The sequence below is a fragment of the Burkholderia lata genome, from assembly GCF_902499335.1.
GTDB lineage: Bacteria > Pseudomonadota > Gammaproteobacteria > Burkholderiales > Burkholderiaceae > Burkholderia > Burkholderia lata_B.
The window spans coordinates 37,655-51,269 of sequence record NZ_CABVQK010000007.1; the positions used below are offsets into that span (position 1 = coordinate 37,655).

General features: G+C 68.5%; 12 protein-coding genes. 6 read left to right on the plus strand and 6 right to left on the minus strand.

The genetic code is table 11. The features are described from left to right. Positions 1 to 11 precede the first annotated feature (11 nt). Positions 12 to 1,001: a 2-hydroxyacid dehydrogenase gene (locus BCO18175_RS18215; RefSeq protein WP_174982990.1), complete on the plus strand. Its 990-nt coding sequence runs from the start codon at positions 12 to 14 to the stop codon at positions 999 to 1,001. Continuing rightward, the gene (gene rmuC, locus BCO18175_RS18220) at positions 998 to 2,476 is read left to right on the plus strand and encodes a DNA recombination protein RmuC (protein WP_174982992.1); all 1,479 of its coding nucleotides are present in this window, start codon (positions 998 to 1,000) and stop codon (positions 2,474 to 2,476) included. The genes BCO18175_RS18215 and rmuC overlap by 4 nt, the downstream gene beginning before the upstream one ends. 90 nt (positions 2,477 to 2,566) lie before the next feature. Here the strand turns inward: rmuC and BCO18175_RS18225 are convergent, their stop codons facing one another. From BCO18175_RS18225 to BCO18175_RS18250, 6 genes are all read right to left on the minus strand, one after another. Next, the gene (locus BCO18175_RS18225; RefSeq protein ID WP_174982994.1) at positions 2,567 to 3,052 is read right to left on the minus strand and encodes a GNAT family N-acetyltransferase; all 486 of its coding nucleotides are present in this window, start codon (positions 3,050 to 3,052) and stop codon (positions 2,567 to 2,569) included. Further along, entirely contained in the window at positions 3,049 to 3,324 is a 276-nt protein-coding gene (locus tag BCO18175_RS18230) for a hypothetical protein (protein ID WP_006476519.1), read from the minus strand. Before BCO18175_RS18230 ends, BCO18175_RS18225 begins: the two co-directional genes overlap by 4 nt. Before the next feature lie 39 nt (positions 3,325 to 3,363). Continuing rightward, entirely contained in the window at positions 3,364 to 4,662 is a 1,299-nt protein-coding gene (gene moeA / locus BCO18175_RS18235) for a molybdopterin molybdotransferase MoeA (protein WP_174982996.1), read from the minus strand. Positions 4,663 to 4,774: 112 nt separating this feature from the next. After that, positions 4,775 to 5,392, minus strand: a complete 618-nt coding sequence (mobA, locus tag BCO18175_RS18240; RefSeq protein WP_174982998.1) for a molybdenum cofactor guanylyltransferase MobA — start codon at positions 5,390 to 5,392, stop codon at positions 4,775 to 4,777. A gap of 28 nt (positions 5,393 to 5,420) precedes the next feature. Beyond that, positions 5,421 to 6,533: a GTP 3',8-cyclase MoaA gene (gene moaA, locus BCO18175_RS18245; RefSeq protein WP_174915638.1), complete on the minus strand. Its 1,113-nt coding sequence runs from the start codon at positions 6,531 to 6,533 to the stop codon at positions 5,421 to 5,423. Between the two features lie 131 nt (positions 6,534 to 6,664). After that, on the minus strand, positions 6,665 to 9,817 hold the full coding sequence (locus BCO18175_RS18250) for an Rne/Rng family ribonuclease (protein ID WP_174983000.1): 3,153 nt from the start codon (positions 9,815 to 9,817) through the stop codon (positions 6,665 to 6,667). A gap of 725 nt (positions 9,818 to 10,542) precedes the next feature. Between BCO18175_RS18250 and BCO18175_RS18260 the strand changes: the two genes are divergently transcribed. From BCO18175_RS18260 to BCO18175_RS18275, 4 genes are read left to right on the plus strand one after another with little or no spacing between them, the layout of a single operon-like run. Continuing rightward, positions 10,543 to 11,547, plus strand: coding sequence for an RluA family pseudouridine synthase (locus BCO18175_RS18260; protein WP_174915663.1), 1,005 nt, complete (start codon positions 10,543 to 10,545; stop codon positions 11,545 to 11,547). 5 nt (positions 11,548 to 11,552) lie between these two features. Beyond that, positions 11,553 to 12,212: an HAD-IA family hydrolase gene (locus tag BCO18175_RS18265; RefSeq protein ID WP_174960347.1), complete on the plus strand. Its 660-nt coding sequence runs from the start codon at positions 11,553 to 11,555 to the stop codon at positions 12,210 to 12,212. Further along, a complete protein-coding gene (locus BCO18175_RS18270; RefSeq protein ID WP_043181955.1) occupies positions 12,209 to 12,610 on the plus strand; it encodes a Rieske (2Fe-2S) protein in 402 nt (133 codons plus the stop codon). The genes BCO18175_RS18265 and BCO18175_RS18270 overlap by 4 nt, the downstream gene beginning before the upstream one ends. 12 nt (positions 12,611 to 12,622) lie before the next feature. Beyond that, positions 12,623 to 13,615 (plus strand): S49 family peptidase, encoded by a 993-nt coding sequence (locus BCO18175_RS18275; protein ID WP_174983002.1) that lies wholly within the window; start codon positions 12,623 to 12,625, stop codon positions 13,613 to 13,615.

Sequence of the window (13,615 nt, forward strand, 5' to 3'; positions counted from 1 at the left end):
CGGAGATGGCGATGCAGAAGATCCTGGTCGCGCGTCCGATCTTTCCGGACGTGATCGAGCGGCTCAAGCAGTATTTCGAGGTCGACTGGAACAACGGCGACGCGCTCGCGCCCGACGCGCTCGCCGCGCGTCTGGCCGACAAGGACGGCGCGCTGACGGCCGGTGATCCGGTCGGCGCGGCGGCGCTCGCGGCGGCGCCGCGCCTGCGCGCCGTGGCGAACATGGCGGTCGGCTACAACAATTTCGATATGGCCGCGTTTAATGCGGCGAACGTGCTCGGCACCAACACGCCCGACGTGCTGAACGAGTCGACCGCCGATTTCGGCTGGGCGCTGATGATGGCCGCAGCACGCCGGATCGCCGAATCCGAACACTGGCTGCGGGCCGGCCACTGGCAGAAGTGGGCGTACGACGGCTTCCTCGGCAGCGACATTTACGGTTCGACGCTCGGCGTCATCGGGATGGGGCGCATCGGCCAGGCGCTTGCACGCCGCGCGCGCGGCTTCGGGATGCAGGTGATCTATCACAACCGGTCGCGGGTCGCGCCCGAGATCGAGGCCGAGCTGAATGCCGAATACGTGTCGAAGGATGCGCTGCTCGCCCGTGCCGATCACGTCGTGCTCGTGCTGCCGTACACGAAGGAGAACCATCACACGATCGGCGCGGCCGAGCTCGCGAAGATGAAGCCCACCGCGACGCTGACCAACATCGCGCGTGGCGGGATCGTCGACGACGCGGCGCTGGCCGTCGCGCTGCGCGACGGCACGATCGCCGCCGCCGGCCTCGATGTGTACGAAGGCGAGCCGACGGTCCATCCGGCGCTGCTCGAGGTGCCGAACGTCGTGCTGACGCCGCATATCGCGAGCGCGACCGAAAAAACGCGCCGCGCGATGGCGAACCTCGCCGCCGACAACCTGATCGCCGCGCTGGGCGAGGGGCCGCGCGCGGGGCAGCCGCCGAATCCGATCAACCCTGACGTGATCGGGAAGCCGCGCGCATGACGATGACGTTGTTGCTTGCGGCGGTCGTCGTGCTGGCCGTCGCGCTTGCGGTGGCGATCGTCGCGCTCGTGCGTGGCGGTGGCCGCCACGACGATGCGGCGGTACTGGGCGACCAGATCGAGGACGCCGCGCATGCGCAGGCGCGTGCGGTCGAGCGGCTCGAACGCGAATTGCGCGGCGAGATCGTCGAGAACGCGCGCGGCTCGCGCACCGAGCTGGCCGGTAGCTTCGCGCAGCTTCAGCAGACGCTCGCCGCGCAACTGACGAGCGTGGCGACCGTGCAGAACAACCAGATCGAGGGTTTCGCACAGCAGCTCGGCAAGCTCGTCGCCGGCAATGCGCAGCAGTTCGACGCGATGCGCGAGAGCCTGCAGCGCCAGGCGCAGCAGGCGCGCGAGGAGCAGACGGGCGCGCTCAGGCTGTTCGGCGACACGCTGAACCGGCAGCTCACGCAACTGACCGAGGCGAACGACCGCCGGATCGGCGAGGTACGCGCGACGCTCGAACAGCGGTTGAAGGAAATCGAGACGAACAACGCGGCGAAGCTCGAGGAGATGCGCCGCACCGTCGACGAGAAGCTGCACGCGACGCTCGAGCATCGGCTCGGCGAATCGTTCAAGCTCGTGTCGGACCGGCTCGAGCAGGTGCATCGCGGGCTCGGCGAGATGCAGACGCTCGCGGCGGGCGTCGGCGACTTGAAGAAAGTGCTGACCAACGTGAAGACGCGCGGCACCTGGGGCGAAGTGCAGCTCGAGGCGCTGCTCGAGCAGATGCTGACGCCCGAGCAGTACGCGAAGAACGTCGCGACGGTGCCGAAGAGCAGCGAGCGCGTCGAGTTCGCGATCCGGCTGCCGGGGCGCGAGGCCGGCACGCGTGACGCGCCGCCCGTGTGGTTGCCGATCGACGCGAAATTCCCGCGCGAGGACTACGAGCGCCTGATCGACGCGCAGGAGCGCGCCGATGCGGTGGCCGTCGAGGAAGCGGCCCGCGCGCTCGAAGCACGCGTGCGGATGGAGGCGCGCACGATTGCCGAGAAATACGTCGCGCCGCCGCATACGACCGATTTCGCGCTGCTGTTCCTGCCGACCGAAGGGCTCTATGCGGAGATCCTGCGTCGCCCGGGGCTGACCGACCTGCTGCAGCGCGACTATCGCGTGACGGTCGCCGGCCCGACGACGCTCACCGCACTGTTGAACAGCCTGCAGATGGGCTTCCGCACGCTCGCGATCGAGCAACGGTCGAGCGAGGTGTGGCAGGTGCTCGGCGCGGTGAAGACGGAGTTCGGCAAGTTCGGCGACGTACTTGCGCGCACGAAGTCGCAGCTCGAAACGGTCACGCGCTCGATCGAGGCGGCCGAGCAGCGCACGCGTGTGATGAACCGCAAGCTGAAGCAGGTCGAAGCGTTGCCGGGCGACACGGCGGCCGGGCTGCTCGGCGCGGAAGGTACCGATGGTGCCGACGCGGACGACGCATGATGCACATGGCCGACATCGGCCGGAAAGCAAAAACGGGCGCCGCGGCGCCCGTTTTCTTTTGCAGTGCGTGCCGGTGTGGCCGGCCCGCGGTCAATGCCCGGCGAGCGTGTCCAGCGCGTCACCCGTGACGCGAACGATGCGCCAGTCGGGCAGCACGGTCGCGCCCATCTTTTCGTAGAAATCGATCGCAGGCTGGTTCCAGTCGAGAACCGACCATTCGAAGCGAGCGCAACGGCGTTCGACGGCCAATGCCGCGAGATGGCGCAGCATCGCGGTGCCGAGGCCGGTGCCGCGCTGCGACGGCTGCACGTACAGATCCTCGAGATAGAGGCCGCGACGGCCGAGGAACGTCGAATAATTGTGGAAGAACAGCGCATACGCGACGATCGCGCCGTCGTGTTCGGCCACGCGCGCCTCGGCGGCAGGCTGCTCGCCGAACAGCGCGTCGGCGAGATCGGCCTCGGTCGCGACGAACAGGTGCGTCAGCTTCTCGAACTCGGCCAGCTCGCGCATCAGCGCGAGGATCGCGCCGACGTCGCGTGCCTCTGCCGCGCGGATCAGCGGCGTGCCGCTCACGCTTCCTCCGGCGGATCGGACAGCACGATCTCGATGCCGCCGAAGCGCGATGCGACCCAGTTGTACGCATGGCATGCGATCCACAGCAGCACGAAGCCGAGGATTGCGTTCAGCAGCAGCGCGCTCAGGATCGTGCTCAGTTCGACCATCCCGTAGCGGATGTACGCGACGAGAATGCCGAGCAGCACGATCGGCACGCTGAACGTCAGGTAGACGAGGATCAGTGCCTTGGCGGTCTGCCCCGCGGCGATCGACGAAATTTGTTTCTTCATGTGCGGATTGCCCCCGTAGAGATATACCGATAGTGGAATTCAGATCAGGCCGTCGAGCGGCAGGATGTCGACCGGGGTGCCCGCGTCGACTGCCGCGGTATCGTGGCCCAGGACGATGAAACAGTTGGCGGCCGAGAGGCCGCTCAGCGACGCGGAACTCTGCGAGCCGGCCGGTGCGACGTGCCAGCGGCCGTCGGCGGCGCGCGTCGCGATGCCGCGCAGGTAATCGGTGCGGCCCGGGCGCGTCTTCAGTGCTTGCGTGCTGAGTGCCGTATGCATCGCCGGCGGCTGGGCCTGCGCGCCGGCCAGCGTCAGCAGCGCGGGGCGCACGATCGCGTAGAACGTCACGGCAGACGCGACCGGATTGCCGGGCAGCCCGAAGAACAGCGTGTGACCGGCGCCATCGGCCGTGCGTGCGAGCGTGCCGCATGCGAGCGGACGGCCGGGACGCAGCGCGAGGCTGGCGAACGTCACGTCACCGAGCTGCGCCATGACGTCGCGGGTGAAGTCGGCTTCGCCGACCGATACGCCGCCGGACGTGATGACGGCGTCGGCCTGCGCGGCGACGGCGTCGTGCAATGCGGCTTCGAGCGCGGCCGGATCGTCGCGGACGATCCCGAGATCGACCGCGTCGACATGCAGCCTTTCGAGCATCGCGATCAGCATCCCGCGATTGCTGTCGTACAGTGCGCCGGGGCCGAGCGGCTCGCCGGGCTCGCGCAGTTCGTCGCCGGTGGAGAACACGGCGACGCGCACGCGCCGGCGCACCGTGACCTCGGTGATACCGAACGACGCGACTAAGCCGAGATCGGACGGCCGAAGGATGCGGCCTGCTGCGAGTGCACAGGCACCGCGCGCGAGATCTTCGCCGGCCTTGCGGCAGTTCGCGCCGCGCGCGACGTCGTGCGCGGCGAAGTGGATCGTGTCGCCGTCGACGCGCACGCGTTCCTGTGGAATCACCGTGTCGCAGCCGGCCGGCATTGGCGCGCCCGTCATGATGCGCACGCATGATCCGGCCGCCACGGCGCCGTCGAACGGATGACCGGCGAGCGCGGTGCCGGCGACTGTCAGCGCGACGTCTCCCTGCGCCGACGCGTGCGTGCCGGCGCTGCCGTCGAACGCATAGCCGTCCATCGCCGAGTTGTCGTACGCGGGAATGTCGAACGGCGCGTTCACGTCGGCCGCGAGCACGCGGTCGAGCGCGTCGCGCAGCGTCACCGTGTCACACGCGTCGACGGGCACCGCGAAGCGGCACGCGAGTGCCTGCGCGTCGGCGAGCGACAGCGGGGCATCGGAATCGGGTGCGGTTCGGGAGGCGGGCGAGGATTGCGTGATCATCAGTCGGACTGCGCCGCAAGGCGTATCGGGTTCGTGGCCGGTGGCGCGAGGAGGGTGCCTGGGCGCGGGTTTCGCGTGCGGCGGGCGCCGGGCGGGAACCGCACGGGTGCCGTCAGCGGCGGGCCAGCGCGGCGAGTTCCTGCCAGGAGTTGGCATTGTAAAACGCACGCTCGTCGTGAAACTCGACTTCGACCGTCTTGTGGCGTGCGTACCACGCACGCACCTTGCGGTCGCCGGCCGTGAGCCGGGCGGCGAGATCGTCGGCCAGCGACGTGCGCAGCAGCGCGAACGTCGGCTGCGGCGAGCGCGCCTGCTGTGCGTCAACGGTCACCGCCATCGCGATGTCGGCCTGCTGCGCGTCGAGCGCCGCCTGCAGCCGTGCGACGAGGTCGGCGGGCAGATAGGGCGTGTCGCATGGCGAGCACGCGACGAGCGGCGCGCGCGCCGCCCGCATGCCGGCGAGCAGGCCCGCGAGCGGGCCGGGGAAGTCCGGCGTTTCGTCCGCGACGATGCGCGCGTCGAACGGCGCACCGAGTTCGGCATAGCGATCGGCATGGCGATTCGCGCTGATCAGCGTCTCGTCGACCTGCGGCGAGAGCCGGCGCAGCACGTGCAGCGCGAGCGGCGTGCCGTCGAGCAACTGCAGGCCCTTGTCGACGCCGTCCATGCGCGTGGCGCGCCCGCCTGCGAGCAGCAGGCCGGCGATCGAGGGGGAGGCGGAAGCGGGCATCGTGAGAAGGCGGGAGGGGCAGCGTGCGTCAGCCGCCGATATACGACATCTCGACCCGCTTGCCGGCGCCGTCGGGCAGAGCCTCGGCGGACGCGCTGCCGCGCAGTTGCGAATAACGGTCGGTGCGGGCCTGCCAGATGCGGGCGATCGCGGTCGCGATCTCGGCGTCGCTCGCGCCGCCGCGCACGAGCGCGCGCAGGTCGTGGCCCGTCGATGCGAACAGGCACAGGTACAGCTTGCCTTCGGTCGACAGCCGTGCGCGCGTGCAGTCGCCGCAGAAGGCCTGCGTGACGCTCGAAATCACGCCGATCTCGCCGCTGCCGTCCGCATAGCCCCAGCGCTGCGCGGTTTCGGCCGCCGTGTGCGGCTCGAGCGGCACGAGCGGGAAGTGTTCGGCGAGCCGTGCGATGACGTCCGCCGACGGCAGCACCTCGGTCATGTTCCAGCCGTTCGACGTGCCGACGTCCATGTATTCGATGAAGCGCAGGATCACGCCGGTGCCGCGGAAACGCTCGGCCATCGGCAGGATCTCGCTGTCGTTGGTGCCGCGCTTCACGACCATGTTGACCTTGACCGGCGCGAGGCCCACGGCCTGGGCGGCGAAGATGCCGTCGAGCACGTCGGCGCTCGCGAACTCGGCATCGTTCATGCGCTTGAACAACGTATCGTCGAGCGCGTCGAGGCTGACCGTCACGCGCGTGAGCCCGGCGTCCTTCAGCGCGCGCGCCTTGCGCGCGAGCAGCGAACCGTTGGTCGTGAGCGTCAGGTCGAGCGGGCGGCCGTCATGGGTGGTCAGACGGGCGAGGCGCTCGATCAGGAATTCGAGATTCTTGCGCAGCAGCGGCTCACCGCCCGTGATGCGGATCTTCTCGACGCCGTGTGCGACAAAGAGTCGCGCCACGCGTTCGATCTCCTCGTGCGTGAGCAGTGCGCTGTGCGGCAGGAACGGGTAGTCCTTGTCGAAGACGGCGCGCGGCATGCAGTACACGCAGCGAAAGTTGCAGCGATCCGTCACCGAAATGCGCAGGTCGCGCAGCGGCCTGGCGAACGTGTCGGCCAGCGTACCGTCCGGGGCATGCGCGACGCCGGAGACGTCCGGCATCCCGCTGACGTCGGCGAGAGGAATGATGCGTCGGGACATGTTGAAAGAAGTGCGAACCAGATCTCTATTTTAGCCGCAAGCGGCGGGCGGGTCCGGTGGGCGGAAACCCGCAGCGCGGACGTGAAAAAGCCCGCCGGAGGCGGGCTTTTCCTGGTCGGACGATGCGTCGATCAGTGATGCGTCGTTTCGACCTGCTGCATCGGGGCCGTATCGGCCGGCGGCAGCGCCTTGCGTTCGCGCGGCACGCGAGCCGGGCGCGGGAGGTGCGACGCGGCTTCCTGTGCAGCGGCGAACTTGCCGGCGTCCGTGTTCACCCAGACGAGACCGGCCTGCTCCAGCACGACATCCAGGCTCGCCGAAGCGGGCGCGGCTGCCGGTTGGGCGGGAGCCGGAGCCGGTGCCGGCGCGGCGACGGCCTCGACCGGCGCTGCTTCGACATGGGCCGGCTCGGCAGCCACCGGAGCGGCTTCCGTCGTCACGGCCGGTGCGGCTTGCTCGACGGGCGCCGGCTGCGGCGCCTCGACAGCGGCAGGCGCTGCCGGCACTTCGAACGCGTCGGTCGGCGAAACCGCGACCGGAGCCGGACCGGCTTCCGTATCGACGGCCGGCGCGACCGGTGCCGGTTCTGCTGCCTGGGCGACAACGGCTGCTTCAACAGGCGCTGCTTCGACGTGTACCGGTGCCGGCTGCGGCTCGACAGCGGCCGGTGCTGCCGGTTCGGCATGGCGCTCGACCACGGCTTCGGCGACGACGGCGCTTGCCGCGGCGGCTGCCACGACGACTGCCGGTGCGGCCGTGTGGGCCGGTTCGGCAGCAGCCGGTGCTTCCGGCGTCACCGCTTGCACGGTGGCTTCGCCCTCTGCGCCTTGCTCGGCGTGGTCGACGACTGCGCCGTCTTCCTCGCGCTCGCGACGGCCGCCACGGCGGCCGCGACGGCGACGGCGGCGTTCCTCGCCATCACGCGCGACGGCTTCCGCGTCGGCTGCCAGCTCGGCGCCGGGCAGTGCTTCTGCGAGGGCCTCGTCGGTTTCCGGTTCCGGATGCGTTTCGCCACGGGTGACGGTTTCGAGCGTAGCCGCATGCTGGGTCGGCTTGCGGCGCTCGCCGCGCTCGCGACGTTCACCGCGTTCCTGGCGCTCGCCACGACCGGCTGCGTCGACGCCTTCCGGCTGCTCGGCACGCTCGCGCGGCTCGCGGTTCTCACGCGGTTCGCGCGGCTCGCGGCTTTCACGCGGCTCGCGACCTTCGCGCGGGGCACGGCCCTCGCGACCCTCACGGCCTTCGCGGTTCTCGCGACCTTCACGCGGTTCACGAGCCTCGCGCGGTTCGCGGCCTTCACGCGGCTCACGTGCTTCACGCGGTTCGCGTGCTTCCTTGCCTTCGCGTTCCTGGCGTTGCGGCTGGCCACGGCCTGCTGCAGCCTGGTCGCGGCCGCCTTGCGCCTGCTGGGCGCCGCCGCGACGGTTGCGGTTGCGATCGCCGCCGCGTTCGCCGCGTTGCTCGGACTTCTCGGTGCGTTCGCCGCGAGCCGGACGGGCTGCCTGCTCCTTCGCCGGTGCCGGAGCAACCGGTGCGGGCGCCGGAGCCGGCGACACGCCGAACAGGCCCTTCAGCCAGCCGATGAAGCCGCCGCTTGCCGCGGCGACAGGCGCGGGTGCCGGAACGGGCTCGACCGGACGCTGCGGCGCCGGGGTCGGGGCCGGACGCTCGGGCGTGATGCCCTTGACCGCGGCTTCCTGCTTCGGCTTCACTTCCGCCGTGCGCTTGCTGTAGCCGGTTTCCGACTCGAGTTCGCGTGCTGCTTCCTCGGCCATCTTCCAGGACGCGCGCGGATCGTCAAGGCGCGCGTCGTCGTGACGCAGGCGCTCGAGCTTGTAGTGCGGCGTATCGAGGTGCTTGTTCGGGATCAGCACGATGCCGACCTTGAAGCGTGACTCGATCTTGTTGATTTCCTGACGCTTTTCGTTGAGCAGGAAGGCGGTCACCTCGACCGGCACCTGGCAGTGGATCGCCGCGGTGTTTTCCTTCATTGCTTCTTCCTGAATGATCCGCAGGACCTGCAGCGCGGACGATTCGGTGTCGCGGATGTGACCGGTGCCGTTACAACGCGGGCAGGTCACGTGGCTGCCTTCCGACAGGGCCGGACGCAGGCGCTGACGCGACAGTTCCATCAGGCCGAAACGGGAGATCTTGCCCATCTGGACGCGCGCGCGGTCGTGCTTGAGCGCGTCTTTCAGGCGCTGCTCGACTTCGCGCTGGCTCTTCGCCGATTCCATGTCGATGAAATCGATCACGATCAGGCCGCCGAGGTCGCGCAGGCGGAGCTGGCGGGCGACTTCGTCGGCTGCTTCGAGGTTCGTGCGGGTGGCCGTTTCCTCGATGTCCGCACCCTTGGTCGCGCGCGCCGAGTTCACGTCGATCGCGACGAGCGCTTCGGTGTGGTCGATCACGATCGCGCCGCCCGACGGCAGCGGCACCGTGCGCGAGTACGCGGTCTCGATCTGGTGCTCGATCTGGAAGCGGGAGAACAGCGGCACGTCGTCGTGGTAGCGCTTCACCTTCGCGACGTTGTCCGGCATCACGATGTCCATGAATGCGCGGGCCTGATCGTGAATTTCGTTCGTATCGATCAGGATTTCGCCGATATCGGGCTGGAAATAGTCCCGGATCGCGCGGATCACGAGGCTCGATTCCAGGTAGATCAGCATCGGCTGGCCGGCGTTGCCGCTTTGCGACGCCGCTTCGATCGCGCGCCACAGTTGCAGCAGGTAGTTCAGGTCCCACTGCAGTTCCTCGGCGCTGCGGCCGATGCCCGCGGTACGGGCGATCATGCTCATGCCGTCCGGGATCTGCAGTTGCGCCATCGTCTCGCGCAGTTCCTGGCGCTCGTCGCCTTCGATCCGGCGCGACACACCGCCGCCGCGCGGGTTGTTCGGCATCAGCACCAGATAGCGGCCGGCGAGCGAGATGAACGTGGTGAGGGCAGCGCCCTTGTTGCCGCGCTCTTCCTTCTCGACCTGGACGATCAGTTCCTGGCCTTCGCGCAGGGCATCCTGGATGCGCGCGGAGCGCATGTCGATGCCTTCCTTGAAGTACTGGCGGGCGACTTCCTTGAACGGCAGGAAGCCGTGGCGGTCTTCGCCGTAGTTGACGAAGCACGCTTCGAGCGACGGCTCGATACGGGTGATGACACCTTTGTAGATATTGCCTTTGCGCTGTTCGCGCCCGGCTGTCTCGATGTCGATGTCGATGAGCTTTTGCCCATCGACGATGGCGACGCGCAGCTCCTCCTGCTGCGTCGCATTGAACAGCATGCGTTTCATGAACGACTCCAGGCGGCTCTGCTGGCGGCGCCTCGCGGTTGTCAGTCGCGAGGGCGGGAACGACGGCAGGCCGCGCCTTGTTGTGTTGTCACAAGCACGCTGGAGCGGGAACGATGGCGGGGAGAATTGCCTGAAGAGGCGCTTGGGCCCGAAAGACGGGGCCGGCGGCCATAGGGCACCTGCGAACACGGCTTCAAAGCACGGCGTCCACACACCGCACGCTGTCAGAGCGCGCTAAGCCTGAGGCCGGGCACTGCCGCGGGGCGCGACGTCATGCGTCGCGCGTGCCAACGGGCGGCAGATGCTGCGGCTTGGGCCGCAGCGGGGAGTATCGAATCCAGCCCGACTTTCCCGCCTGGGGTGTACTTCCCTGGTTTGACGTCGCCAGGCCCCGCACGCTTCGCGGAGCCAAATCGGGCGCAACGCCGTAATTTTCGCAACCGGCAGCCTGCGCGGACGCACTTCGCGCCGTCGGGCTGCCGATCAAATTCTTTTCAACCAACTTTCCGTTACCGCGGCGCCTTGCCGACCGAATCCGCCTGTGGGCGCGATCCTTGCCGACGGGCGGCGCCGTGCGTGCAACTTGCTGCATCTCTTTGATTAGGGGTGAGCAGCAGACCCCCGGCGCAAGTAAAATAACGGTTTGCGCTTGCGCCTTGCCCGGTTGGTCCGGGCCGGCCGGTGAGGCCGCCCGCAACGTCAGGCTGGGCAAAATTATATTCAGTATGAACGAGTTAGGCAAAATATCCCAGAATTCGGTCGCAAGCGGCCAGGTATCGATGATCGAGATCGACGAAAACTCGGCCGGTCAGCGAATCGACAACTTCCTGTTGCGCGTCTGTAAAGGCGTGCCGAAAAGCCATATTTACCGGATCCTCCGCAGCGGCGAAGTCCGCGTAAACAAGGGTCGGGTCGATGCGCAGTATCGGCTTGCCCATGGCGACGTCGTCCGTGTGCCGCCCGTGCGCGTGGCCGCGGCGGACCTCGCGCGCGCCGACACGCCCGTCGTGCCGCCCGCGAATTTCAACGTGCTGTACGAGGACGACGCGATGCTCGTCATCGACAAGCCGGCCGGGGTCGCCGTCCACGGCGGCAGCGGCGTCGCGTTCGGCGTGATCGAGCAGATGCGCCAGGCGCGCCCGCGCGCGAAATTCCTCGAGCTCGTGCACCGGCTCGACCGCGAGACGTCCGGGGTCCTGATGCTCGCGAAGAAGCGCACGGCGTTGGTGGGGCTGCACGAACAGATTCGCGAGAACAAGATGGACAAGCGCTACTTTGCGTGCGTCCACGGCGAATGGCAGCCCGACTGGGGTCGCCGCCGCGCGGTGAAGGCGCCGCTGTTCAAGTATTCGACCCCGGAAGGGGAGCGTCGCGTGCGCGTGCAGGACGACGGGCTGCCGTCGCATACGGTGTTCAACCTCGTCGACCGCTGGCCGGAGTACGCGCTCGTCGAAGCGGAACTCAAGACGGGGCGGACCCATCAGATCCGTGTGCACCTCGCGCATCTCGGCCTGCCGATCGCCGGCGATGCCAAATATGGCGATTTCGCACTGAACAAGGCGCTGGCGCGCGCGAATGCGCAGCCGTCGTTGAAACGGATGTTCCTGCATGCGTACCGGCTGCGGCTTGCCCACCCGCTGACCGGCGAGGCACTGCAGTTCGATGCGCCGCTGCCGGACGAATGCCGGCGCTTCCTCGATCAACTCAGCGCACTGCGCGATACCGCCTGAACCGCATGGCTCGACAGCAATTTGACCTGATCGTCTTCGACTGGGACGGCACGCTGATGGATTCGACTGCGCACATCGCGCACAGCATCCAGGCCGCATGCCGCGATCTCGGCCTGCCCACGCCGTCCGACGAGGCGTCGCGTTACGTGATCGGCCTCGGGTTGCGCGATGCGCTGCAGATTACGGCTCCGACCCTTGATCCGTCCGACTATTCGCGGCTCGCCGAGCGCTACCGCTATCACTATCTGCTCGACGACCAGCGCATCGAGCTGTTTGCCGGCGTGCGCGAACTGCTCGCCGAGCTGCGCGACACGGGCTATCTGCTCGCCGTTGCAACCGGCAAGGGTCGGGTCGGGTTGAATCGCGTGCTCGACCAGTCGAAGCTGACGAGCCTGTTCGATGCGACGCGCTGCGCGGATGAAACCTTCTCGAAGCCCCATCCGGCGATGCTGCATGAACTGTCCCGGGAATTGGGGCAGGACCTGTCGCGCACCGTGATGATCGGCGACACGACGCACGACCTGCAGATGGCGGCGAGCGCCGGAGCGGCTGGCGTCGGCGTTGCGTACGGCGCGCACACGGCCGACGCGCTGGCTGCGCTCACGCCGCGCTTCGTCGCGCCGGACGTCGACGCGCTGGCCGCGTGGCTGCGGGAGCACGCATGAGCGCGGCGCCGGACGCCGTGCGCGTGTGCGCATCGGATGCGCTGGCCGACGGCGGAGCCGGCGTGCGCGTTGACGCGACGCTGCGCGGCGAGCAGGCCGTCGTGTTCTTCGTGCGCTACGAGGGCCAGGCATACGGTTACCTGAACCGTTGTGCGCATGTGCCGATGGAGCTCGACTGGGCGGAAGGGCAGTTCTTCGAATCGTCGGGCCTTTACCTGATGTGCGCGACGCACGGCGCGATCTACGAGCCGAACACCGGCAAGTGCGTCGGCGGCCCGTGCCGCGGCGGCCGCCTGCGGCCGGTCGAGGTCGACGAGCGCGACACGTCCGACGGGCGTGCGGTATTCTGGGTGCCCGACGCCGACCTGCGTCCCGCCGTTCCCGCCACGACCGACTAACGACAACACTGCATGGCCGACCAACCGAATTCCCCGGATTCCTCCGCCCGTCCCGACAGCCGTGAACCGAACTGGGAGCGTGCGGCGCTCGAGCGGATCGCGCTCGCGGCCGTCAAGGAGCAGCGCGCGGCGCGACGCTGGAAGATCTTCTTCCGCTTCGCGTTCCTCGCCGTATTCGTGCTGTTCGCGTTCGCGCTGATCGATTTCTCGAGCGATTCGAAGTTTTCTTCGAGCGGGCGGCATACGGCACTCGTGACGATCGACGGCGAGATCGCGGCCGGCGTCAACGCAAATGCCGACGACATCAACACGGCGCTCGACGCTGCGTTCGACGACGACGGCACGGCCGGGGTCGTGCTGCGGATCAACAGCCCGGGCGGCAGCCCGGTGCAGGCCGGGATGGTCTACGACGAAATCCGCCGGCTGCGTGCGAAGTATCCGGACAAGCCGCTGTACGTCGTCGTGACCGACATGTGCGCATCGGGCGGCTATTACATCGCGTCTGCGGCCGACAAGATCTTCGTCGACAAGGCGAGCATCGTCGGGTCGATCGGCGTGCTGATGGACGGGTTCGGCTTTACTGGGCTGATGGGCAAGCTCGGCGTCGAGCGGCGCCTGCATACGTCGGGCGAAAACAAGGGCTTCTACGACCCGTTCTCGCCGGAAACGCCGAAGATGGACGCGCATGCGCAGGCGTTGCTCGACCAGGTGCATGCGCAGTTCATCAAGGCCGTGAAGGATGGCCGGGGCAAGCGGCTGCACGAGACGCCCGACATGTTCTCGGGCCTGTTCTGGACCGGCGAGAAGAGCGTCGAGCTCGGGCTCGCCGACGGCTACGGCACGACCGATACGGTCGCGCGGGACGTGCTGAAGGCGCCGGATCTCGTCGACTATACGGTGAAGGAAAGCCTGACGAACCGTGTCGCGCGCAAGTTCGGCGCGGCCGTCGGCGGCGCCGCGATGAAGGCGCTGACGGCCGGCGGCGCGTCGGTCAGCTTGCGCTGA